Here is a 22,541-nt window from a genome sequence, read left to right as displayed (position 1 = left end):
ACGAGCTTGCCCGCCGGGGAGGCCGGCGGGCAAGCGAATTGATGGGGTTCTGAGCTTCCGAAAACGCCTTGACCTGCGGTTTCGAAAACCGGCCGTTTTTTCTTCTCTCGATCTTCGCCGTACGTACGCTTCCGTCGCCGGTTCCGTCGCCGGTTCTTCGCTACTTCTTCTTCTTGGGGTCCGGGCTCGCGTCCCCGCCCTCCTTGAATCCGATGTCCTGGTAGCGAGGGGTCTGGAAGCCGAAGGCTCCCGCGTTCACCACCGTCGGCTTCACCGCGACCAGCTGCGGACGCTGGTAGAGGGGGATGGACCCGGCCGCGGCCCAGATACGGGCATCGGCCTGCCGGACCAGATCGCGGGACTTGCGCTCGTTCAGCTCGGCGGCGGCGCTGGCGAAGAGCTGGTCGATGTGGTCCGTACCGACGCGGGTGTAGTTCTGCTCCACCAGCAGCGAGCCGTCACTGGCGGGCACGGGCTTGGCGTAGATCGGCCGGCCGTCGGTCGCCGGGAAGGCGCTGGCGGGCCAGGAGTAGAGGGCCAGGTCGTAGTGGCCCGAGGCGATGTGGTCCTTGAAGTATTCCTCGTCCGCGACCTTGCTGATCTCCGTACCGACACCGATGCGGTCGAGCATCCGCGAGATCCGCTCACCGACGGTGCGCAGCGACTCCGCGCCCTCACCGGCCGGCAGTACGAAGCGGAGGCTGAGCGGCTTTCCGTCCTTGCCGAGCGGGCCGCTCGGTACGGTCGCGGCGGAGGCGGAGGCGGAGGCGGGAGCCGCCGTGCCGCGCGGGGCGTACGCGCCCGCCACACCGCCCGGCTTCTTGTCGGAGTCGTCCACGGCCGCGGCCTGCCGGAGCAGCGCGGCGCCCTGGAAGCGCGCGACGGACGCGGGGGCGAGGACATGCGCGGTGGCGTACTCGGGGCGCGGGGCCGTCCCGCCCGGCTTGTCGTCCCCGACGATGTACAGGCCCTCGTCGGAGGGGACGTCGGCCGCGTACCGGTCGTCGTCCCTGTCGGCCTTCTTCTTCTCGGCCGCGTCCTTGTCGTCGTTCTTGTCGCCCTTCTTCTTCTCCTCGGCCGCGGCCTTCTCCTCGTACTTCCGCTTCTGCTCCTCGGCCTTCTTCTTCTCGGCCTCTTCCGTCTTCGCGTCGGGCCGCTTCGCCTGGGCCGCCGCCTCCGCCGCCGCCTCGGCCTCCTCCTCGGTCAGCTCCTCGTCGCCCTCCTCACCCTCCACGGGCTTCTTGTGGGCCTTGCTGCCGGCCTTGGCGCCGCTGACCTTCTTCTTGGCCCCGTCGGGCGTCCAGCCCGCGTCGGCCAGCAGGGCCTGCGCCTCGACGGTGTCCTGCTGGCCGAGCGCCTCGCTGCTGTCCGCGTACGCCTTCTGCCCCATCAGCGCCAGATGGCTGCCGGGCGGCTTCGCCGGCAGTCCGAGCGGGTCGAGTACGGTTTCGGCCAATTCCTGACGGTTGATCGCGCGGGCCACCGCCCGCCGTACCCGCTCGTCCGCGAGCGGCCCGGACTCGCCGTTCAGCGCGAGCTGGGTGAACGCGGGCTCCAGCGACCTGCGGATCTCGTAACCGCGCAGTCCCTTCTGCTCCCGCGCGTACCGCGCGACGGACTCGGCGTGCCGCTTGCGCGCCTCCACCGCCTCCTCGGCCTCCTCCTCGTCGGAGCCATGGGCCAGCGCCCAGGACCGGAGCGCGGAGCCCGGGGTGACGGTGGTGCCGGGACCGTGGGTGAGCGGCTGCCCGCTCCCTTCGGATTCGGCTTCCTTCTCCGCGTCCTTCTCCGCCAGGGCCATGCGCTTGACCACGGTGGTGTCGATCTCGACGATGTCGACCTTGCTGGCCGCGAGCGCCGCCGCGCTCTCCTTCCTGGGGACCGCGCGCATGATCAGCCGGTCGAGCTTGGCCGGCTCTCCCCACCAGTGGGGGTTACGGGCGAGCGTGGTCTCCTTGGCCTTTCCGTCCACCTTCTTGACGGTGAAGGGGCCTGCCGTCACCTTCAGGTTCTTCCTGGCGCCGTCGTTGAACGCGTTGGGCGTCCCCATCACGTCTTTGGGGTAGAGCGGGCTGAACAGCGACTCCCAGTCGGCGTACGGCTTGTTGAAGGTGACCCTGACCTCAAGGTTGTTGGCACCGCGCTCGATCTTCTCGATCCGCTCGTACCCGGCGTTGCGTGCCGTCCAGTACGCGGAGTCCTTGCCGCGCAGCGCACGCCACTGCGCCACGAAGTCCGGCGCCCCGATCTCCCGGCCGTTGCTCCACACCGCCTGCTGGTTGAGCTTGTAGAGCACGACCTGCTTGGGTTCGCGCTCGACGATCTTGGCGGATTCCAGATAATCGGGGTTCCGCTGGGGCCGGCCGCTCTTGTCGAGCGTGAAAAGGGCGGGCAGTACAGCACCGGCGATCCGGCTCGTGGCCGCGTCCGCATCGGCCTGGTAGGTGTTGAGTGTCGCGGGCATGGTGTCGACCGCCCAGTTCATGGTGCCGCCCTGGACGACCCCTTCACGCTTCACGGCCGAGATGTCCGGGGCGGCGGCGGCCGAGGGCTCGCTTCCGTCCTCCTCCGAGGTGCACGCGGACAGGGCCCCCAGGGCGAGCACACCGGTAGTGAGAAGCGCGACGGAGCGGAGCGTTCGGGAGCGGAGCGTTCGGGAGCATGTCCTCCCGCGTGGGGCGCCGACGTGGGACATGGCTTGTACCTCTTCGTCCTGTTTGTGGAATTTAGAGATGATCACACCTATTTGCCCACTCACTGAAGGGGACCGCGACTCAGCGGTGACGCAGACACGGCGTGACGTGCGGCCAAACCCACCCGAGCGGCCCAACGCCCCCGGCCACGGCTCTTGGCTCAAAGCGCCCCCAGGACGGACCGGCTCGCCGGAAAACTGGTGACCTACGGCTTCACAACGAGGGATGTGACGCGGAACACTCTCAGGCGCACGCAGAGAGCCGAGAGCGCCGAGCGAGAGCCGAGAGTGCCGTCCGAGGGGGACCCTCGCGATCCCCGCTTGCCACCCGAGCCCCTGGAAGTGAGGGCGACTCATGTCCCTGCAGGACGACGTGACAGCGGTCAGACGATGCCTCGACGACCTGGTCCGCACGGTCGAACGGCTGGAGCGGAGTCTCGCGCTCCTGCGTGAGAACGAGCCCCGACCCCAGCCGGCCGGCCGCGACCATGACCTGGTGATCATCCCCGACACCCCGTACAACAGCGCGCTGTGGACGGACTCGGACGACGAGGGCCTGGGCGTACGCGATCGGCGGGCTCCTTAGCACCCCTCCCGTCAGGAGTCCTCGTTGGCCACCGGTACCGAACCCCCAGCCGTCAGTACGGGCGCATCCGGCGGTACGGGCGTGCACGGCGCCTCGCGCGCCGCCATCGCGCCCCGCCATCTGCGGACGGACCGCTGGTGGCTGGCGCCCGCCGTGACCGCCGCCGGACTGTTCGCCTTCATCGTGTACTCGACCTGGCGGGCGTTCGCGAACAGCGACTACTACGCGGCGCCCTACGTCTCGCCGTTCTACTCGCCCTGTCTGGCGGAGAGCTGCGCGCCGATGCGGAACGGCCCGAACTGGGAGATCTTCGGCAGCTGGTGGGGTCTGTCCCCCGCGCTGCTGATCCTCATCTTCCCCCTGGGCTTCCGGCTGACCTGCTACTACTACCGCAAGGCGTATTACCGCGGCTTCTGGGCCTCGCCGCCCGCCTGCGCCGTCGCCGAGCCCCACGCGAAGTACACCGGTGAGACCCGCTTCCCGCTGATCCTGCAGAACATCCACCGGTACTTCTTCTACGCGGCCGTGCCGGTCGCGGGCATCCTCACCTACGACACCGTGCTCACCTTCCGGGACGCGGAGTACGCCTGGGGCCATATGGGGCTCGGCTCGCTGATCTTCCTCGCCAACACCGTGCTGATCTGGGCGTACACGCTCTCCTGCCACTCCTGCCGGCACATCATCGGCGGCCGGCTGCGGCACTTCTCGAAGCATCCGGTGCGCTACCGGCTGTGGGGCTGGGCCGGGAAGCTCAACAACCGCCATATGCAGCTCGCGTGGGCCTCGTTGATCAGCGTCGCCCTCTGCGACTTCTACGTGTACCTGCTCGCCACCGGAGCCTTCGCCGACCCACGCCTCTTCTGACGATCCGCGCCTCTTTTAGGGAGAGCCTTCCGATATGACGCAACTCGAACGCCGGCAGTGGGACGTCGTGGTGGTGGGTGCGGGTGGAGCGGGCCTGCGCGCCGCCATCGAGGCGCGCGAGCGGGGCGCTCGTACCGCCGTCATCTGCAAGTCCCTCTTCGGCAAGGCCCATACGGTGATGGCCGAGGGCGGGATCGCCGCCTCCATGGGCAATGTGAACTCCGGCGACAACTGGCGGGTGCACTTCCGCGACACCCTGCGCGGCGGGAAGTTCCTCAACCAGTGGCGGATGGCGGAGCTGCACGCACAGGAGGCGCCGGACCGCGTCTGGGAGCTGGAGACCTGGGGCGCGCTGTTCGACCGTACGCCCGACGGAAAGATCTCCCAGCGCAACTTCGGCGGGCACGAGTACCCGCGCCTGGCCCATGTCGGCGACCGTACGGGCCTGGAGCTCATTCGCACGCTCCAGCAGAAGGTCGTCGCGTTGCAGCAGGAGGACTTCCGCGAATACGGGGACTACGAGGCGCGGCTCAAGGTCTACCAGGAGTGCACGGTCACCCGGATCCTGAAGGACGGCGGCGCGGGAGAGGGCGGCGGCGCGGGGGCCAGCGGCTCGGAGGCCGGCGGCGGCTCGGGGGCCGGCGGCCGGGTCGCGGGGGCCTTCTGTTACGAGCGGGAATCCGGCCGCTTCTTCGTGCTGGAAGCCCCGTCGGTCGTGCTCGCCACGGGCGGGATCGGCAAGTCCTTCAAAGTGACCTCGAACTCGTGGGAGTACACGGGCGACGGCCACGCGCTGGCGCTGCTCGCGGGCGCTCCCCTCCTCAACATGGAGTTCGTGCAGTTCCATCCGACGGGAATGGTCTGGCCGCCGTCGGTCAAGGGCATCCTGGTCACCGAATCGGTGCGCGGCGACGGCGGGGTGCTGCGCAATTCCGAGGGCAAGCGGTTCATGTTCGACTACATCCCGGATGTCTTCAAGGAGAAGTACGCGGAGTCGGAGGACGAGGGCGACCGCTGGTACGACGACCCGGACCACAACCGGCGTCCCCCCGAACTGCTCCCCCGCGACGAAGTGGCCCGCGCCATCAACTCCGAGGTCAAGGCGGGCCGCGGCTCTCCGCACGGCGGTGTCTTCCTCGATGTCTCGACGCGGATGCCCGCCGAGGTGGTCCGGCGCCGGCTGCCGTCGATGTACCACCAGTTCAAGGAGCTGGCGGATGTCGACATCACGGCGGAGGCGATGGAGGTCGGCCCCACCTGCCACTACGTGATGGGCGGGATCGCCGTCGACTCGGAGACCGCCGCCGCGCCCGGGGTCGCCGGGTTGTACGCGGCGGGCGAGGTCGCGGGCGGAATGCACGGTTCCAACCGGCTCGGTGGGAACTCCCTCTCCGATCTGCTGGTCTTCGGCCGACGGGCTGGGCTGCACGCCGCCGCGTACGCGGCCGGGCTCGATGCGCGCCCGGCCCTGGACGAGGAACAGATCGACGCGGCGGCGGCCGAGGCGCTGCGCCCGTTCGGCGCGGGTGAGACGTCACGGGGTGACGGGGGTGGTCCGGAGGGTCCGCACGGTTCGGGGGGTGCGGGAAGTTCGGGGGGTCCGGGAAGTTCGGGAGGTTCGGAAGGTTCGGGTGACCGGCCCGTGGAGAATCCGTACACCCTCCATCAGGAGCTCCAGCAGACGATGAACGACCTGGTCGGCATCATCCGTCGCGAGACGGAGATGGAGCAGGCGCTGGAGAAGCTGGCCGAGCTGCGCGTACGGGCGGGCCGGGCCGGGGTCGAGGGCCACCGCCAGTTCAACCCCGGCTGGCACCTGGCGCTCGATCTGCGGAACATGCTGCTGGTCAGCGAGTGCGTCGCACGGGCCGCGCTGGAACGTACCGAGAGCCGCGGCGGCCACACCCGGGAGGACTGGCCCGGCATGGACACCGACTGGCGCCGGGTCAATCTGTACTGCCGGCTCGCCGGTACGAAGGAGGGCGCGGCAAGCGATCCCGCGGCCGGCCGGATCGCCCTCACGCGCCGGACGACCGAGCCCATACGTCCCGATCTGCTCGCCCTGTTCGACAAGGAAGAGCTGGTCAAGTACCTCGCCGAAGAGGAGATTCAGGAGTGAGTGCGAGTACGGGTACGAGCGCGAGCGCGAGCGCGAACGCGTCGACGACATACGAGGCGAAGTTCCGGGTCTGGCGGGGCGACGCCGACGGCGGGGAACTGAAGGACTTCGCCGTCGAGGTGAACGACGGGGAGGTGGTCCTCGACATCATCCACCGGCTCCAGGCGACCCAGGCGGCGGATCTGGCGGTGCGCTGGAACTGCAAGGCGGGCAAGTGCGGTTCGTGCAGCGCGGAGATCAATGGCCGGCCGCGGCTGATGTGCATGACCCGGATGTCGGTCTTCTCGCGCGAGGAGACGATCACGGTCACCCCGCTGCGAGCCTTCCCCGTGATCCGCGATCTGGTGACGGACGTCTCCTTCAATTACGCGAAGGCGCGGGAGGTGCCGTCGTTCGTACCGCCGCCGGGGGTGGCCGCCGGTGAGTACCGGATGCAGCAGGTGGATGTGGACCGCTCGCAGGAGTTCCGTAAGTGCATCGAGTGCTTCCTGTGCCAGGACACCTGCCATGTGGTGCGGGACCACGAGGAGAACAAGACCGCGTTCGCCGGGCCGCGCTTCCTGATGCGGGTGGCCGAGCTGGATATGCATCCGCTGGACGCGGCCGGGGAATCGGGGCTGGACCGGAAGAAGACCGCCCAGGACGAGCACGGCCTCGGCTACTGCAACATCACCAAATGCTGCACTGAAGTGTGCCCGGAGCACATCAAGATCACCGACAACGCGCTGATTCCGCTCAAGGAACGGGCCGTGGACCGGAAATACGACCCGCTGGTGTGGCTGGGCAACAAGATCCGGCGGCGTGGCGAGTGACGTAGCCAGGTGGAGACGGGAGGGGCCCAGGATTCCGGGCCCCTCCCGTGTCCCCTCTGTGGTGCGTCAGCCGAGGAGCTTCACGATCGCCTCGGTTGTCCCGGTCTCGCCGAGCCGCGGAAAAATCTTCTCGACACTGTTCCGGTGCGCGCCCTCGTCCATGTCGGCGACCGCGTCGACGGCGACGGTGACGTGGTAGCCGTGCTCGTGCGCGGCGCGGGCGGTGGACTCGACACCGATGCTGGTGGCGATGCCCGTCACCACGACCTGGGTGAGGCCCCGGCGGCGCAGCTGGAGGTCGAGATCGGTGCCGTAGAAGGCGCCCCACTGCTGCTTGGTGACCACGATGTCGCTGTCCTGGACGCCCAGTTCGGGCACGAGGTCGGCCCAGTCGGCGGCCGGCTGCCCACCGCGCGCCGGACCCTCGGTACGGCCGGGGGCGCCGCCGGTGACACGCACGAACACGACGGGCAGCCCCTTGGCGCGGAAGGCGGCGACGAGCTCGGCGGAGCGCGCCACGACCTCGGCGGCCGGGTGGGGGGTGGTGGGCAGGGACGCGATGCCCTTCTGGAGGTCGACGACGACCAGGGCGGTCTTGGGGTCGAGCGTGGTGACGGTCATGGTGGTGCTCCTTGCCTTACGGGGTGGGGCGGTTGTCGGTGGTCGCGCAGCGCCCGGTGGGTGACGGTCAGGATGATCGGCAGCACACCGAGGACGGCGGGGGCGCCGCGGCCTGGTTGCTCGTAGCGATCAGCCCCGGCGGCGCACCGAAGCACGCTCCCGCGCGCCTCCGTGTCAATCGCTCCTCTCCACCAGCCGCTCCAGCAGGGCCACGGCCTCGGCCAGCGTCCGGCGTTCCGCGCCGTCCAGTTCGCCCGCGATCGCTTCGGAGAGCCAGCCCTGCTTGGCCGCGCGGACTGCGGCGACCGTGCGGCGGCCGGCGTCCGTGACCGAGACGACGGACTGCCGCCCGTCGTCGGGATCCGGCGTCCGCTCGACCATGCCCTGTTCCTCCAGGGCGCCGAGGGTCAGCCGCATGGATTGCGGCCGTACGTACTCCGCGCGGGCCAGCGCGGCCGTGGTCGACGGCCCTTCGCCGACCAGCCGCGCCAGGACGAAGCGCTGGGAGGGCGTGAGCCCGCTCTCCGGCGAGGTCGTGCGCAGCCGTCGTACCAGCCTGCGGACCACGACGCCGAGATCGGCGGCGACCTGCTCGGCGGTCGGGTCTCCGGACCGCTCGAACTCCTCGTGCATATGTCCACCGTAGGATATAGACAGGTAGCCTTGCAAGTTTCCCTGTCATTCTTGGTCGGATACCTGCCCCGCCATCCCGGCCCTGCCATCCCGGCCCTGCCCCAGGGGAGCCCGCCTTGCTCCCCGGACAGCACGGCGCCTAGGGTGAATGCGCTTTCATGACACACGCAAGCAACAGTGAAGAAGGGGACGGGTCGGTCGGGTGAGTGCCCCCACGGTGTACGACGTCGCCGAGCGGTCGGGCGTCTCCATTGCGACGGTCTCGCGGGTTTACCGGAACCCCGATTCCGTGCGCGCCCAGACCCACGACCGGGTACTGGAAGCGGCGCGCGCGCTCGGTTACGTACCCAGCGGAAACGCGCGCGGTCTGGCCAGCAGGACCACCGGCGTGCTCGGGCTCTGCTTCCCCGACTACTCCGATCCGGACGCCGAGACGGACGGCGCGTACGACGACACCGCGGTGATGCTCTACTCGGACCAGATCATCCGGGGCATGGAGCGGGCCACGCGGCGGCACGGTTACGCGCTGCTGATCGCGGCGTCCCTGAAGGGCGGGCCGGAGTCGCTGGTGGCGAAGGTCGCGGGGCGGGTCGACGGATTCGCCGTACTGGCGCGGACCGTCCCCACCGAGGACCTTGAGGTGATTTCGCGGCGGCTGCCGGTGGTGATGCTGGCCGGACCGCGCGAGATCGATCACCTCGACCACATCGAGGTGGCCAACTCCGACGGCGAACGGGAACTGACCCGCCATCTGATCCGCGACCACGGTCTGCGCGAGCTGGTCTTCGTCGGGGGCGAGAAGGACTCACCGGACGCGGAGGCGCGGTTCCGGGGGTTCAGGGACGCCTGCGCCGAGGCCGGACTGCCGGTCCCGGACGAACCCGATCTGCGCGCCGTGATGATGACCCAGGCCGAGGGAGAACGGGCCGCGGAAACGCTGCTCGACCGCGCCGACCGGGACGGGGGCCGCCCACAGGCGATGCTGTTCGCCAACGACCAGATGGCGATCGGCGCGCTCCACGCACTGGAGCGGCGCGGGATACGGGTACCCGGGGACATCGCGGTCGCGGGCTTCGACGGGATTCCCCTGAGCCGAATGGTGCGACCGGCGCTGACGACCGTACGCCAGCCGATCCGCCGGCTCGGCGAGGAGGCGGTGGAACTGCTCGTACAACGACTCGCGGAACCGACCCGCGAACCGGTCTCCCTGATGCTCCCGGTCTCGGTGGCCCGCAGGGCGAGCTGCGGGTGCGGGTGACGACCGAGGGGTAGTCGGCACGAACCCGCACCCCCACCCCCGCCCTCACCCCAGCCTCTCCTCGAAAAAGCGCCCGGCGGGACCGACGGGTCGAACAGGGCCGGTGCGACCATCATCGGGATTCGGATCCGGCTCGCGGCCGTGGCGGCGTCGAAGTACGGGAGTACGTCCACGATCCCGGGGTGATCGCGGTAGTAGGCACGTACCGCCTCGCCGCTCCCGACGCAGGGCAGGGTCAGCCGCAGCGGATGGTTGCCGAAGGTCGGTACGGTCAGTCGGCCGCAGACGAAGCCGTCGTCCCAGGGCAGCGCCGGCGCGCCGAGGGCGTGTTGCGAAAGTAGCCCACCGGGTACGGCCCATCGGACGTAAACGGAATCCGTCACACCTGCTTTCGGAACGCCATCAGCCCGGCTTAACTCACGGAAGCCGCACACACAGACGTCGTGCACACAGACGTCGCACACACAGAAGCCACACGCACAGATGTCGCACACGGGCTGATCGCGGGGCTCGCCTCCGAGGTCGGGCTCACCTCCCCCGACTTCCTGGGTTCCGAGGCGCTGGCCATGCCGTCGCTGATCCTGATGGCGGTCTGGCGCAATCTCGGCACGGTCATGGTGCTGTTCATCGCGGGCCTCCAGGCGATTCCCACCGATGTACGGGAGGCGGCGCGGCTCGACGGCACCGGTGTCTGGCAGGAGTTCCGCCGGATCACCGTGCCGCTGCTGCGGCCGACGATGCTCTACGCCACGGTGATCACCACGATCGGCTATCTCAATGTCTTCGAGGAGCCGTTCGTGATGACCCAGGGCGGCCCCTCGGACAGCACGCTCACCGCCTCCCTGAACATGTACCGCGAGGGCTTCAACTTCTTCCACATGGGCTACGCGAGCGCCATGGCATATGTGCTCTTCGTCGTGATCATGGGCATTACGGTGCTCCAGCTCCGTCTGCTGAAGGACAACACGAAATGAGCGCCGTACAGACTCCGCCCCCGGCTCCGGCTCCGACCCCGACCTCGACTCCCGTTCCTGTCGTGCCCCGGCGCGGCACGCGCGGCGAGCGCCTGCGGAAGCCCGGCCTGTACGCGCTGCTGTCGCTCGGGCTGCTGGTCATGTCGGCGCCGTTCCTCTGGATGGCGCTGTCCGCCTTCAAGACCGACCGCGAACTGACGGCCAGTCCGCCGGTGTGGCTGCCCGGCGAGTGGACCCTGGAGCACTTCTCGCGCCTGCTCGACCGGCTCGATCTGCCGCTCCACTTCTTCAACTCCGTGCTGGTCGCCGTGCTGGTGACCGTCTCCAATCTGGTGTTCTGCTCGATGCTGGGCTACGCGCTGGCCAAGTTGCGGTTCGCCGGCCGGAACAGGCTGTTCGCGCTGGTGCTCGGCGCCCTCATGGTGCCCGGCAATCTGATGCTGCTGCCGCTTTTCGTCCTGATGAGCACGTTACGGCTGATCGACTCGTACGCGGGCCTGGTGCTGCCGTTCGCCGCCGGGGCCTTCGAGGTCTTCCTGATGCGGCAGTTCATGCAGTCGATCCCGGACGAGCTGCTGGAGGCGGCCCGGATGGACGGCGCCGGTGAGTGGTACGTCTTCTGGCGGATCGTGATGCCGCTGGTCAAGCCCGCGCTGGCGACGCTCGCGATCCTTACCTTCCTGGGCTCCTGGAACAACTTCGTCTGGCCGCTGATCGCCACCAACGACCCGGGCAAATACACCCTCCCGGTGGCGCTCGCCACGTTCGCCACCGATCCCAATCAATCGGTGGGCTCCAACGGGATGCTGATGGCGGGCTCCTTCCTGATCGTGCTGCCGGTGCTGCTCGTCTTCCTCGTGCTCCAGCGGTACTTCACTCAGGGCATCGCCACGGCCGGTCTCAAATAGCGGGCCGCCCCGCGCCGGCCCCCCGCGCCCACCCTCAGCCCGCCCTCCGCCCGCTCTTTCACCTACCTCCGCGCGCTTCTGTAGCTCCGCACCCCCCTCCGAGAAAAGGTTTGTACTGCCATGACCGAAAAGTCCGCCGCTCGCGCCCACTGGGAGTCGCGCATCGGGAAGCCCGGCGACGGGCGGCTCACCGGCATCGGGGAGCTTCCCGCTCCCGCCGGTCCGTCCGCCGAGGACGGCACCGGCCATGTGCTGCTGACCTGGCGTCCGGTGCCGGGCGCGCTCGGTTATCTGGTGCACCGCGCCGACTCCGCCGAAGGCCCCTTCGAGCCGCTCGACCACCTCGGCGGCGATGTGCTCGCCGTACCGCACCCGCCGTACGCGGACACACTGGCCCAGCCGGGCCGCGGCTACTTCTACAAGATCGCCACCTGGTCGGACACCGGTGCCGGCGCGCTGTCCGAGGCCGTGCCCGGCTCCGCCAGGGCCGCCGGCTCGCGCCCCGCCGAGGTCACCGTGGCCGTGGACGCGGCGGCCCCGGCCACCGAACTCCCCGGCGTCTGGAACCGGATGATCGGCGCCGAGCACTTCTCACTGCTGACCTGGGACAAGCCGGGCGCGGGCGGCTCCGATGTCGCGAAGGAGTACGGCGAGGCGCTGGCCATCGTCCGCGACGAGATCGGCGTACGCTCCGTCCGCGCGCACGGCACCTTCCTGCCCGAGACCGTGACCGTACGCGGCGACGGCTCGTTCGACTTCTCCGGTCTCGACGCCGTCGACCGCTTCCTGGCCACCGGCCTCAGGCCCGTCGTCGAGCTCTCCTTCATGCCGAGGGAACTCGCCTCCGACCCGCACTACACGGTCTTCGACTACAAGGCCCTCGTCTCCACGCCCGCGCGCTGGGAGCGCTGGGGCGACCTCTGCCGCGAGCTGACCGTCCACCTCCAGGAGCGGTACGGCCGCGACACCGTCGCCGGCTGGGAGTTCGAGGTCTGGAACGAGGCCAATCTGGAGGTGTTCTGGAACGGCACCCAGGACGACTACCACCGGCTGTACGAGGTCGCCGTACGCGCCGTGAAGGGCGTGGACGACCGGATCAGGGTCGGCGGGCCCTCCTCCGCCGCGGCCGGCTGGGTCGGCGCGCTGCTCGAGTACTGCCAGGAGCACGACGTCCCGGTCGACTTCGTCTCCACCCACACCTACGGCAACGCCCCGCTGGACTTCCGCCCGATGACGCGCGCCTTCGCCGAGGCGACCGGCAGGCCCGAGCCGGAGATCCTGTGGACGGAGTGGGGGCGTCACGCCGACGCACTTCCACCGCGTCAGCGACTCCGTCTTCGCCGCGCCGTTCGTGCTGCGCGGCATGAAGAGCGCGCTGTCGTCCACCGACTGCCTCTCGTACTGGGTGGCCTCCGACCAGTTCGAGGAACTGGGCTGGCCGCCCCGGCTGTTCCACGGCGGTTTCGGGCTGCTGACGGTGGGCAATCTGCGCAAGCCGCGTTTCTGGGCGCTGTATCTCCTCTCCCAACTCACCGGCGGCCGGATCCCCGCCGCCGTCGGCGGCGACGGCGCCGACGCGCTCGTCGAGTCCCTCGCGACCCGCGCGGAGGACCGCTCCACCGTGGACGTCCTACTCTGGAGCGGCACCCTCGACCAGTCCAAGATCGACGGGGCGGCCGTGCTCGACCGCGCCGCGACCGTCCGCGTGCTCGGGCTCGAACCGGGCGCCGTCTACAGCGTCGAGTCGCGCGGGGTCGACCAGCACCACGCCAATATCCAGGCCGTCTGGAAGGACCTGGACGGCGGCGACTGGCCCGACGACCAGCAGTGGCGGAAGCTGCGCGCCGCCGACGAGCTGCCCGTCGAGACGCTCGCGCCCGTCACCGCGTCGACGCGATCGGGATGCAGACCGACGGGTACGCCTCCAACACCGACCGCACCTTCGTCACCCACGGCGAGCCGCTGCCGCCGCCGTCCGCGTACACCAACGGGGTCGTCACCCCGCACGCGTCGTTCCTCGCGCTGCCGCAGGCGCGTGGGGAGGCCATCGCCAATCTCAGGGCGATCGCGGCCGACTTCGGCGCGTACGACGAGCGTTACGGCTTCCGTGACTCCGTCAATGTGGGGACGGGCCGGGTCAGCGACTTCGTCCTCGCCCTCGACCAGGGCATGATCGCCGCCGCGCTCGCCCAGGAACTGCGTCCCGGGCTGCTCCAGCGGCCGTTCCGTACGGGCGGATTCACCTCGCGGGTCCGGCCGCTGCTGGCGCAGGAGCGATTCAGCATCTGAGGCCGCGGCTCCACGCCCCGTCCGGACGGAAAGGCTTCAAACCCGGTCCGGACCGACAGGCTTCAAACCCGGTCCGGACAGGCGGGCTTCAAGCCCCGTCCGGACAGGTTTTAGGCGTCATCCAGACGTCCCCAGCCGTCGCGGTAGGACGTCCAGTCCTTCTCGGTCGCCGCGAAGTCGACGTAGATCGCGACGCCGAAGCGGTCCCGGTCGCGGTCCGTGCGCCCCAGGCCCAGCCTGACGCCGCGGACCGCGGCCGCGACGGTCTCCGCGTGGCCGTGGTGGCTCATGTCGTCCTCGTAGTAGAAGGGCAGACCCATCAGCAGGTCGGTGCCCTCCGGCGTGACTTCGAGGGCGAGCGTGGTCTGCTGCGCGACATAGCCGCCGTACAGGCTCTCCAGCGGCATCGCCGTGTCGTACGACATGACGGCGATCTGATCGACCCGCCGGGCGACCTGCGCGAAGAACGCCTGCGACCACCACTTGGGATGTCCGGTGAGCGCGTCGGCGACGGAGTGCAGCGCGGGCACCGGATCGATCTGGTGGGCGGCGATGGAGAGCGGCACATCCCGGGCCCGGGTGAGGGCGCGCAGGTCGTCGAGGAGCGAGAGATAGTCGCGATCGCCGGAGTGCAGCGGCTCCAGATCGAAGTGAACGCCGTCGAAGCCCGCGTCCAGGATCTGTCCGGCGGAGCCCACCACGGCGGCGCGGGACGCGGCGCGCTCCAGCCGCAGCCCGTCGGGGGATTCGGTCGCGAGCTTGTCGCCCAGCCAGGCGTGCACGCGTACGCCCGGGATCTCGCGGTGGACGGCGTCGATCAGCCAGCGCGCCCGGGGGTAGCGGGCCGTGGGGAGGGTGCCGTCGTGCTCCAGCGGCCCGGCGTGGACGTACAGGTCGCGTATCCCGGTCCCGCGGATCCGCTCCGCGAAGGCGGCGAGATCCGCGTCCTTCTTCCGGCCGTCCACCCAGGCGTGGCCGAGCCAGATGGCGTCCTTGCCGCGGGTGCGGGTGCCGTCCTGGAGGTCGCCCGCGTAGGTGAGGCGCAGGGCGACCGCGCCGGTGAGGGCCGGTACGACGAGCAGGACGGCGAGCGCCAGCGCGACCCGCTTGGGCCACCGCGCGCGAGGCGCACGCCAGGCGGGTATCAGTGTCCGTCCGAATCCGCGCAGCTGTGCACGCAAAGCCGTTACCTCCCCCGTGTGCCCATGACCGGCCGGTCATGGAGACGCTCAGGCTATGCGCCGGGCGCCTTTCGCTGACAACACAGCACCCGTTCCAGGGGCCGCTACGTCCGGTCGCGCCCGCCCTTTGCTGGACATAACCTCCCAAATGTGACGTCACTCGTGAGCCGCCCCGGGCCCCGTCTTCCTGGGCTCCGTCGCCCCCGGACGCGTATAGCCGCCAGGACCCTCCTGGCCGCGCTGGTCGTGGCGTGGTGGCTTGTCGTACCCACGGCTCAGCGGGCAGCCGCCGAGCAGCCGATCCCCCTCGACCGGCAGGGGCAGATCACCGACAAGGTGGGGGCGCTGGGCAATCAGCGGCCCGCGGTGAGCCGGGCGCTCGACCGGCTCTACAACGACCGGCGGGTGCAGCTCTTCGTCGTGTACGTACGTGACTTCTCCGGGCACTCGCCGCAGAGCTGGGCCGACACGACGGCCACCCGCAACGGCCTCGGCCGTGACGATCTCCTGCTCGCGGTCGCCACCCACGACCGGCAGTACGCCTACTCCGCCGACATCGACTCGCCCCTCACCGCCGGCCAGCTCGGCACGGTCGCCCGCACCGCCGTCGAACCCGCGCTGCGGCAGAACGACTGGTCGGCCGCGGCGATCGGCGCCGCGGACGGGTTCGGCGCGGTGCTCGCGGGCCGGCCGGTGCCCACGCCCGCCATCACGCCCGGGGTGGCGGACCCGGGCGGCCCCGCGGCCGACGGTGGCGCGGCGACCAATCTGGTGCTGCCCGTCATCGTCGTGCTCGGGGCGGCGGCCATCGGGGCGTACACCTTCGCCAAACGCAAGCGGCGGATGGCGGCCCGTACGACACCGCGGGGCGGGCGGCAGGGCTGGGGCTCCTCCGGCGGTACGGAGCGGCCCGCGCCGACTCCGCTGCCCGAGCTCGACAGCCGGGCGAAGCAGGTCCTGGTCGAGACGGACGACGCGCTGCGCACCAGTCAGGAGGAACTGGGCTTCGCCACAGCGCAGTTCGGCGAGGAGGAGGCGGCGCCGTTCACCGACGCCGTGGCCTTCGCGAAGGGTCAGCTGACGCTCGCCTTCCGGCTGCGCCAGCAACTGGACGACGCCTTCCCGGAGGACGACCCGACCCGCCGCCGGATGCTGGACGAGATCATCGCCCGCTGCGCGGAGGCCAACGGCCGGCTGGACGCCGAGTCCGAGGGTTTCGACCGGCTCCGGGCCCTGGAACGGAACGCGCCCCAGGCCGTCGAGACGGTCGGGGCCACCTTCCGCGAGCTGAACGGGCGGGTCGCGACGGCGCGGGACACGCTCGCCGCGATGCGCGAGCGGTACGCGGACTCGGCCTCCGCGCCTGTCGCGGACAGCGTCACACAGGCCGAGGACCGGCTCGTCTTCGCGTCCACCGCTCTGGACGAGGCCCGCGGCTTCACCGGCGCGGGCGACAACGGCATGGCGGCCGTGCATGTGCGGGCGGCGGAGGCGGCCGTCGGGCAGGCCGCCACGCTTGTCGAGACGGTCGAACGGCGCGCGCAGGAACTGGCGGAGGCGGCCGGGAAGCTTCCCGGCGCGCTGACCGAGACGGAGACGGATCTCGCCGACGCGCGCGGGCTGCTGAAGGGCACGACGCAGGGGGTGCCCACGGCCGACCTCCAGGGCCGGATCGGCCGCGCCGAGGCGGTGGTCTCGGGGGTACGGCGCGAGCTGGACTCCGGACGGTACGACCCGATCGACGCGCTGCGCCGGGTCGAGGAGGCGGACGCGGTCCTCGACGAGGCGCTGACCGGGGCGCGGGAGCGCGAGGAGGGCAGCCGCCGGGCCGGCACGCTTTTCGATCAGGCGATGCTCACCGCGCGTTCGGCGATCGGCGCCGCCGCCGACTACATCGGCACGCATCGCGGGGCGGTCGGCAGCCAGGCCCGTACCCGCCTGATGGAGGCGCAGCGGCGGCTGGAGCTGGCGCACGCCGCGGCGGTGTCGGGCGACACGCAGGGCGCGCTGGCCGAGGCGCAGCAGGCGGACGCGCTGGCCAGGACGGCGCAGGACCTCGCCGAGCAGGACGTGCGGTCGTTCGGGAGCCGGTACGGCGGCGCCGGTGTACAGGGGACGGGAGGCGGGCTCGGTGGCGCGGTGCTCGGCGGAATTCTCCTGGGCGGCCTGTTCGGCGGCGGGGGCGGCATCGGAGGGGGCGGGGGGTTCGGCGGGGGTTACCGGGGCGGCGGCGGCCCCGGCAGCTTCGGCGGCGGGGGGACGCGCGGCCGGATGGGCGGCGGCGGCCGGTTCTGACGTAATCACCTTTCCCCACAAGGCCCCGGGGTCACGGGGCCCCAAGGCCACAAGGAGAAGAGCCATGACCAAGCAGACCATCCTCGGCCGGGTCAGCCAGCTGGCGAAGGCCAATATCAACGCTCTGCTGGACCAGGCGGAGGATCCGCGGAAACTGCTGGACCAGCTGATCCGTGACTACACCAACAACATCGCCGAGGCGGAGGAGGCGGTGGCCGGCACCATCGGGAATCTGCGCCTGCTGGAGCAGGACCACACGGAGGACGTGGCCGCGGGCCGCGAGTGGGGCGAGAAGGCACTCGCGGCCAGCAAGAAGGCGGACGAGCTGCGCGCGGCGGGGCGGAGCGGGGAGGCGGACACGTTCGACAACCTCGCGAAGGTCGCGCTGGAGCGCCAGCTCCAGTCCGAGAAGGAGGCGAAGACCGCGGAGCCCGCCATCGCCTCCCAGACGGAGGTCGTGGACAAGCTGAAGACCGGTCTGGAGCGGATGAAGGTGAAGCTGAACGAGTTGCGGGCGAAGCGCGACGAGCTGGTGGCGCGGTCCACATCCGCCCAGGCGCAGAACCGCATGATGGACGCGGTCAAGAACATCAACGTCCTGGACCCGACCAGCGACCTCGGCCGGTTCGAGGACAAGGTGCGCCGCGAGGAGGCGAGGGCGATGGGCAAGCAGGAGCTCGCCGCCTCGTCGCTGGACGCCCAGTTCGAGCAGTTGGACAGTCTCGGCGACAGCGCGGAGGTCGAAGCGCGGCTGGCGGCGCTGAAGAGCGGCTGACGGGCCGGGGGCCCGGGGACCGGAGCCGGTCCGGGGCGAAGCACCACGGGCCCCGCGTCAGAACATGCTCAGCAGCTGCTCGACGGTCGGCTCGGCCGACGAGTCACCGTCGGGCAGGGCCAGTTCGAACCAGACCGTCTTGCCGCGCGGCGTGCGGCGCGAACCCCACGCCGCGCTCAGCAGCCCGACCAGCTGGAGACCCCGGCCGCCCTCGTCGGTGTCACGGGCCCGCCGCCGCCTCGGCTGCACCAGCCCCGCGTCCCACACCTCGCAGACGAGGGTGCGGTCGAGCAGCAGCCGCAGCCGGATCTCGCCCTCGCCGTAGCGCATGGCGTTGGTGACCAGCTCGCTGACGAGCAGCTCCACGGTGTCCACCAGTGGTTCGAGATCCCAGGCGAGCAGCTGCGTACGGGCGAGCTCCCTGGCCCGGCCCACCGAACGCGGCTCGCGGGGCAGCCGCCAGTCCCCGACCGCTTCGGCCGGCAGCCCCTGGATACGGGCCATCAGGAGGGCGATGTCGTCCTCGCCGTGCCGGGTGTCGAGCGTGTTCAGTACGTGGTCGCAGACGTCCTCCAGCGGACGGGACGGATGAGCGAGAGCCGCGCGGAAGGCGTCCAGGCCCTCGTCCAGCGGCTGGTCCCTGGACTCGACCAGCCCGTCCGTGTAGAGCGCGAGCAGCGCGCCCTCCGTCACATCGACCTCCACCTGCTCGAACGGCTCACCGCCCACGCCGAGGGGCATCCCGGGCGGCACGTCGAGCATCAGCGCCTCCTCGCCCGGTTCGACGAGGACGGGCGGCAGATGGCCGGCATTGGCGAACGTGCAGCGCCGGGTGACCGGGTCGTAGACGGCGTACACGCAGGTGGCGAGATAGACCTCGGCGAGGTCCGCGTCGCGCGACTTGTGGGCGACGCGCGAGGCCTGCTGGGCGCCGCTGGGCGAGCCCAGTCCACGGGCGATCTCGTCCAGCGCGGAGAGCACTTCCGCGGGCTCCAGGTCGAGCAGCGCCAGCGTGCGTACGGCCGTGCGCAGCTCGCCCATGGCGACGGCGGCCCGCAGGCCGCGCCCCATGACGTCGCCGACGACCAGCGCGGTGCGGTGGCCGGGCAGTTCGATGACGTCGAACCAGTCGCCGCCCACTTCCGTGGCCGTGTTGCCGGGCAGATAGCGGCAGGCGATGTCCAGCCCCGCGGCCTCCGGGTCGCCGGGCGGGAGCAGGCTGCGTTGCAGGATCAGGGCGCGTTCGTGCTCCCGCCGGTAGAGGCGGGCGTTGTCGATACAGACCGCGGCGCGCGCGGCGAGTTCCACGGCGAGGGCGCGGTCCCGCTCGCCGAACGGCTCGCTGCCCTTCGTACGGGAGAACTGGACGAGCCCGATGACGCTGTCGTGAGCGACCATCGGGACGGCGAACGTGGACTGCACGAGGCTGCCGGCCTCGCCGGGGATGGACTGCACGCGGCCGGTGCGCAGCGCGCCCGCGCTGCGCGAGCTGAACGGGAAGCGGTGGACGGCGCCGACCTCCGGCGGGACATATCCGTCGCCCTCGCCACCCGGCCCGGTCAGCGGCACGTCGGAGACGGCGCTGGCGAAGGCGACCCGGCGCAGCCGGGCACTGCCGCCGCCGGAATCGGCCTCCGAGGAGCCCCACCGTCCGGGCGGCGCCTCCTCGCCGGTGAGCAGGCTCTGGTAGAGGTCGACGGAGGCGAGATCACAGAAGCCGGGGACGGCCACGCCGAGCAGCTCGCGCGCGGTGGTCTCCAGATCGAGGGAGTTACCGATGCGTGCGCTGGCCTCGTTCAGGAGGGCGAGGTTGCGGCGGGCGCTCGCGGCCTCCCTGGCGGCTATGTGACGGCGTGTGACATCGGTGCCGACCCCGGCGACCCCGATGGACCGGCCGGAGCCGCTGTGTACGCGATAGAGGTTGACCGACCAGTGCCGGCGCTCCGCGTCGCCCGGCCGGGTGCCCACGATCTGGAGGTCGGTGACGGACTCTCCGGTCTTCAGGACGCGTTCCAGGGCGGCGGTCATCCGCTCGGCCTCGGGGCGGGAGAGATAGTCGTGGACCGTACGGCCGCGATGGTCGTTGGCCTGGCCGCCGAAGACGGTGGCGAAGCGCTGGTTGGCGCGCTGCACCTTGAGGCGGGTGTCGAACAGCAGGAAGCCGAAGGGAGATTGGCCGAAAATGGCCTGCGAGGAGGCGAGGTCGGTTTCGATCCGGCGCAGCGCCCTGACGTCGACGACGATACAGAGCGCGGCGCGTTCGCCACGCTCCGTCTCGCTCGGCATCACATAGACCTCGGCGAGCCCGTGCTGCCCGGTGCCGCCCTCCGCGCGGAACGGAACGAGGCCGGTCCATTCCTTGCCGTCGAGGATCTCCTTGACCTTGCGATGGCCTCGCGACCGCTGGTCGGCGGGCATGAACACCTCGACCGGGTCCCGGCCCCTGACCTCGTCGGCACCCACTCCGAACAGCTCGGCGGCCCGCTCGCTCCACTGGTCGACCAGCCCGTCCGGACCGATCGAGAACGAAGCGACCTTGATGTAGTCATAGATCGAGCCCGGCGGACTGCTCTGCCATACGACGTCGCCCGCCGCCCCAGATATCTCGCTCACGCGACCGTCCCCTCCAGCTCACGCACCGGACCGGCCATGCCCGCAGTATTCAGCACTACGGCCCCAGCCGACACGGCGTTCACGATCACAGCACGGTCTCGTTCTTTTTGAGCCGAGTCCGCTGTGATCGTTCTCCCATCCAGACTTCTAACCAGGGAGGGGCAGCTCGAACCACACGGTCTTACCAGTCTTCCCACGGCGTGTACCCCAACGCCGGGCCGAAACCGCCACAAGCTGGAGTCCCCGGCCGCCCTCGTCCTCGGGACCGGCGAGACGTTCGGTCGGAGGATCGGGCAGCGGGTCGGAGACTTCCACCAGCAGTGCGGCACGCTCCGTGACGGCGGCGCACCGGGCCCCGTCGGGACCACCCGGGTCTCCCGGTCCCGGCTCGACGGGGCGGACGGCGAGCCGGACCCCGATCGGCCCCGAGGTGTAGCGCAGGGAATTGGTCACCAGCTCGCTCACCAGCAGGACTGCCATGTCGCCGACCGATGGCGGCAGACGCCAGGCGTGGAGCGTGTCACGGACGGCATGGCGGGCGCCGCGTACGGCATCGAGTTCGGCAGGGAAGGTCCATTCGGCGCACGCGTCACCCTCTGTGTCGATCAAGCCGATCACTTCCCCAGACCGACGGCAGACCAGTGTCCCTTTTAGGGGTCAATCAGCACATACCCGATATCCATCGCGGCTACCGTCACAGCCACCGTCGCGGGGGACGCCCCACCGGCACAAACGGACTAGGGCCTTTCGTTTGGATCAGGCCGGATCAGGGAGCGGGGGCTGGTGCCGTGGATCGCAAGACGGAGGAGGGAGCCGACGCGGAGGGGGCACCTCCCACGCCCTTGAGGCTGTGGGGGAGTCGGCAACTGATGACAACGTGGCGAGGCATGGTGCCAGGGCTCGCGAGCCCGGCCTGATCCAAACGAGAGGCCCTACGCCCCCTCCGCATATGACGTACCGCTCGTCACACCGCCGCGCACGCCTCACGCACCCCCCACGCGCTCCTCACGCATTCCCGGCGCCCCGGCCGGCGCCGACTTCAGGGGATCCGGCGGGGCGGCGCGGGGGCGGTGAGCAGTCGGCGGGCCGCCTCGGCCACCGCCGGCCTGTCCTGGTCGAGCCAGTCCACCGTATGGATCTCGTCCGGTCGCAGCCAGCGGAGTTCGTCGTGGTCCTCCAGCGGCCGGGGGTCCCCGGAGAGCAGCCGGGCCGTCCACACCCGGAGCACATAGCCGGGCTTGAGCTGCCACTCGCCGGGGATCCGCTCCACCGGCTCGGCCTCCACGCCGAGTTCTTCCCGCAGCTCGCGCACCAGCGCCTGTTCGGGCGTCTCCCCCGGCTCCAGCTTGCCGCCGGGAAGCTCCCAGCGACCGGCCAGCTCGGGTGGCGCGCTGCGCCGGGCGGCCAACAGTCGCCCCCGGTCGTACACGGCGCCCGCCACCACCACCACACGATCACTCATGCGCCGGAGCGTAACGCGCGCTCGACCAGCGCCGTGACCTACGGCCCGACAGCGCCTATCCGGCGGCCTGGCTGACGCGCTCCACCCAGTAGATCCGCTGCTGTCCGCGGCCGTCGAGGCTCTCGACTATCTTCTGCGCCTCGTCCTGGGTGGCATACCTGCCGACGCGATAGCGGTTGCCGTTGTCGTCCTCCCGTATGACGAGCCACGGGAGCATGGCTCCGCCGTCGTTCATCGCGCTCCTCCCGCCGCCGACGTGCATCTCTCCGAAGATCCCCAGGAAACCGCATTCCGCATATGCCGGAGCCTACGCCTGACCTTCACAGAGCGGATACGTGTTTGTACAAAGAGATACACATCCGGCCAAGAAAACACCGGAAACCGGGGGCGGCAACCCACTGGACGCGCCCCCTGCCACCCCGCACGCCCGATCGGGCTCTGCATCATGCCCGTACGGCC

General features: G+C 70.7%; 16 protein-coding genes and 5 pseudogenes. 12 read left to right on the top strand and 9 right to left on the bottom strand.

Annotated features, from left to right (window positions below; all coding sequences use genetic code 11):
* Nucleotides 1-160 precede the first annotated feature (160 nt).
* Nucleotides 161-2,695 (bottom strand): ABC transporter family substrate-binding protein, encoded by a 2,535-nt coding sequence (locus tag ACIRQP_RS05095; RefSeq protein WP_403883620.1) that lies wholly within the window; start codon nucleotides 2,693-2,695, stop codon nucleotides 161-163.
* A 352-nt stretch (nucleotides 2,696-3,047) separates the two neighbouring features.
* On the opposite strand from ACIRQP_RS05095, the gene ACIRQP_RS05090 reads away from it, so the two are divergent.
* Genes ACIRQP_RS05090 through ACIRQP_RS05075 form a run of 4 tightly spaced genes read left to right on the top strand, consistent with a single transcriptional unit; the run spans nucleotide 3,048 to nucleotide 7,073 of the window.
* Nucleotides 3,048-3,278 (top strand): hypothetical protein, encoded by a 231-nt coding sequence (locus ACIRQP_RS05090; RefSeq protein WP_403883617.1) that lies wholly within the window; start codon nucleotides 3,048-3,050, stop codon nucleotides 3,276-3,278.
* 24 nt (nucleotides 3,279-3,302) lie between these two features.
* Entirely contained in the window at nucleotides 3,303-4,142 is an 840-nt protein-coding gene (locus ACIRQP_RS05085) for a hypothetical protein (RefSeq protein WP_403883614.1), read from the top strand.
* A 34-nt stretch (nucleotides 4,143-4,176) separates the two neighbouring features.
* On the top strand, nucleotides 4,177-6,261 hold the full coding sequence (locus ACIRQP_RS05080) for a fumarate reductase/succinate dehydrogenase flavoprotein subunit (protein WP_403883611.1): 2,085 nt from the start codon (nucleotides 4,177-4,179) through the stop codon (nucleotides 6,259-6,261).
* Entirely contained in the window at nucleotides 6,258-7,073 is an 816-nt protein-coding gene (locus ACIRQP_RS05075; RefSeq protein ID WP_403883608.1) for a succinate dehydrogenase/fumarate reductase iron-sulfur subunit, read from the top strand. Before ACIRQP_RS05080 ends, ACIRQP_RS05075 begins: the two co-directional genes overlap by 4 nt.
* A 66-nt stretch (nucleotides 7,074-7,139) precedes the next feature.
* Here the strand turns inward: ACIRQP_RS05075 and ACIRQP_RS05070 are convergent, their stop codons facing one another.
* Nucleotides 7,140-7,694: an isochorismatase family protein gene (locus ACIRQP_RS05070; RefSeq protein ID WP_403883605.1), complete on the bottom strand. Its 555-nt coding sequence runs from the start codon at nucleotides 7,692-7,694 to the stop codon at nucleotides 7,140-7,142.
* Between the two features lie 174 nt (nucleotides 7,695-7,868).
* Nucleotides 7,869-8,327, bottom strand: a complete 459-nt coding sequence (locus tag ACIRQP_RS05065) for a MarR family winged helix-turn-helix transcriptional regulator (RefSeq protein WP_403883603.1) — start codon at nucleotides 8,325-8,327, stop codon at nucleotides 7,869-7,871.
* Between the two features lie 202 nt (nucleotides 8,328-8,529).
* Here ACIRQP_RS05065 and ACIRQP_RS05060 point away from each other — a divergent pair, with 202 nt between their 5' ends.
* The gene (locus ACIRQP_RS05060) at nucleotides 8,530-9,585 is read left to right on the top strand and encodes a LacI family DNA-binding transcriptional regulator (RefSeq protein WP_403883599.1); all 1,056 of its coding nucleotides are present in this window, start codon (nucleotides 8,530-8,532) and stop codon (nucleotides 9,583-9,585) included.
* Between the two features lie 74 nt (nucleotides 9,586-9,659).
* Here ACIRQP_RS05060 and ACIRQP_RS05055 read toward each other — a convergent pair.
* Nucleotides 9,660-9,908: pseudogene (locus ACIRQP_RS05055) on the bottom strand (acetylxylan esterase); the annotation flags it as partial.
* Between the two features lie 108 nt (nucleotides 9,909-10,016).
* Between ACIRQP_RS05055 and ACIRQP_RS05050 the strand changes: the two are divergent.
* The 5 genes and pseudogenes from ACIRQP_RS05050 to ACIRQP_RS05030 all read left to right on the top strand — a co-directional run.
* Nucleotides 10,017-10,559, top strand: a pseudogene (locus ACIRQP_RS05050) (carbohydrate ABC transporter permease); the annotation flags it as partial.
* Nucleotides 10,556-11,467 (top strand): carbohydrate ABC transporter permease, encoded by a 912-nt coding sequence (locus tag ACIRQP_RS05045; RefSeq protein ID WP_403883596.1) that lies wholly within the window; start codon nucleotides 10,556-10,558, stop codon nucleotides 11,465-11,467. The pseudogene ACIRQP_RS05050 and the gene ACIRQP_RS05045, both read left to right, overlap by 4 nt.
* 120 nt (nucleotides 11,468-11,587) lie before the next feature.
* Nucleotides 11,588-12,619 (top strand): annotated as a pseudogene (locus tag ACIRQP_RS05040) (glycoside hydrolase); the annotation flags it as partial.
* Nucleotides 12,620-12,830: 211 nt separating this feature from the next.
* A pseudogene (locus ACIRQP_RS05035) lies at nucleotides 12,831-13,292 on the top strand (glycoside hydrolase); the annotation flags it as partial.
* 59 nt (nucleotides 13,293-13,351) lie between these two features.
* Nucleotides 13,352-13,756 (top strand): annotated as a pseudogene (locus ACIRQP_RS05030) (glucoamylase family protein); the annotation flags it as partial.
* A gap of 110 nt (nucleotides 13,757-13,866) precedes the next feature.
* Here the strand turns inward: ACIRQP_RS05030 and ACIRQP_RS05025 are convergent.
* Nucleotides 13,867-14,937: a hypothetical protein gene (locus tag ACIRQP_RS05025; RefSeq protein WP_403883593.1), complete on the bottom strand. Its 1,071-nt coding sequence runs from the start codon at nucleotides 14,935-14,937 to the stop codon at nucleotides 13,867-13,869.
* A gap of 150 nt (nucleotides 14,938-15,087) precedes the next feature.
* Here ACIRQP_RS05025 and ACIRQP_RS05020 point away from each other — a divergent pair, with 150 nt between their 5' ends.
* The gene (locus ACIRQP_RS05020; RefSeq protein WP_403883590.1) at nucleotides 15,088-17,232 is read left to right on the top strand and encodes a TPM domain-containing protein; all 2,145 of its coding nucleotides are present in this window, start codon (nucleotides 15,088-15,090) and stop codon (nucleotides 17,230-17,232) included.
* A gap of 64 nt (nucleotides 17,233-17,296) precedes the next feature.
* Nucleotides 17,297-18,007, top strand: coding sequence for a PspA/IM30 family protein (locus ACIRQP_RS05015; RefSeq protein ID WP_403883587.1), 711 nt, complete (start codon nucleotides 17,297-17,299; stop codon nucleotides 18,005-18,007).
* Nucleotides 18,008-18,064: 57 nt separating this feature from the next.
* Here the strand turns inward: ACIRQP_RS05015 and ACIRQP_RS05010 are convergent, their stop codons facing one another.
* From ACIRQP_RS05010 to ACIRQP_RS04995, 4 genes are all read right to left on the bottom strand, one after another.
* Entirely contained in the window at nucleotides 18,065-20,620 is a 2,556-nt protein-coding gene (locus ACIRQP_RS05010; RefSeq protein WP_403883585.1) for a SpoIIE family protein phosphatase, read from the bottom strand.
* A gap of 147 nt (nucleotides 20,621-20,767) precedes the next feature.
* Complete coding sequence (locus ACIRQP_RS05005; RefSeq protein WP_403883582.1) at nucleotides 20,768-21,238, bottom strand: ATP-binding protein; 471 nt, start codon at nucleotides 21,236-21,238, stop codon at nucleotides 20,768-20,770.
* Between the two features lie 421 nt (nucleotides 21,239-21,659).
* On the bottom strand, nucleotides 21,660-22,082 hold the full coding sequence (locus tag ACIRQP_RS05000; RefSeq protein WP_403883579.1) for a (deoxy)nucleoside triphosphate pyrophosphohydrolase: 423 nt from the start codon (nucleotides 22,080-22,082) through the stop codon (nucleotides 21,660-21,662).
* A gap of 55 nt (nucleotides 22,083-22,137) precedes the next feature.
* Entirely contained in the window at nucleotides 22,138-22,317 is a 180-nt protein-coding gene (locus ACIRQP_RS04995; protein WP_356514563.1) for an SPOR domain-containing protein, read from the bottom strand.
* Between the last annotated feature and the right edge of the window lie 224 nt (nucleotides 22,318-22,541).

It is taken from the genome of Streptomyces sp. NPDC102274, assembly GCF_044766385.1.
In the GTDB taxonomy this organism is placed as follows: Bacteria; Actinomycetota; Actinomycetes; order Streptomycetales; family Streptomycetaceae; genus Streptomyces.
The sequence above is the reverse complement of the archived record's forward strand: the minus strand, read 5'-3'. Positions and strand labels throughout refer to the sequence as shown.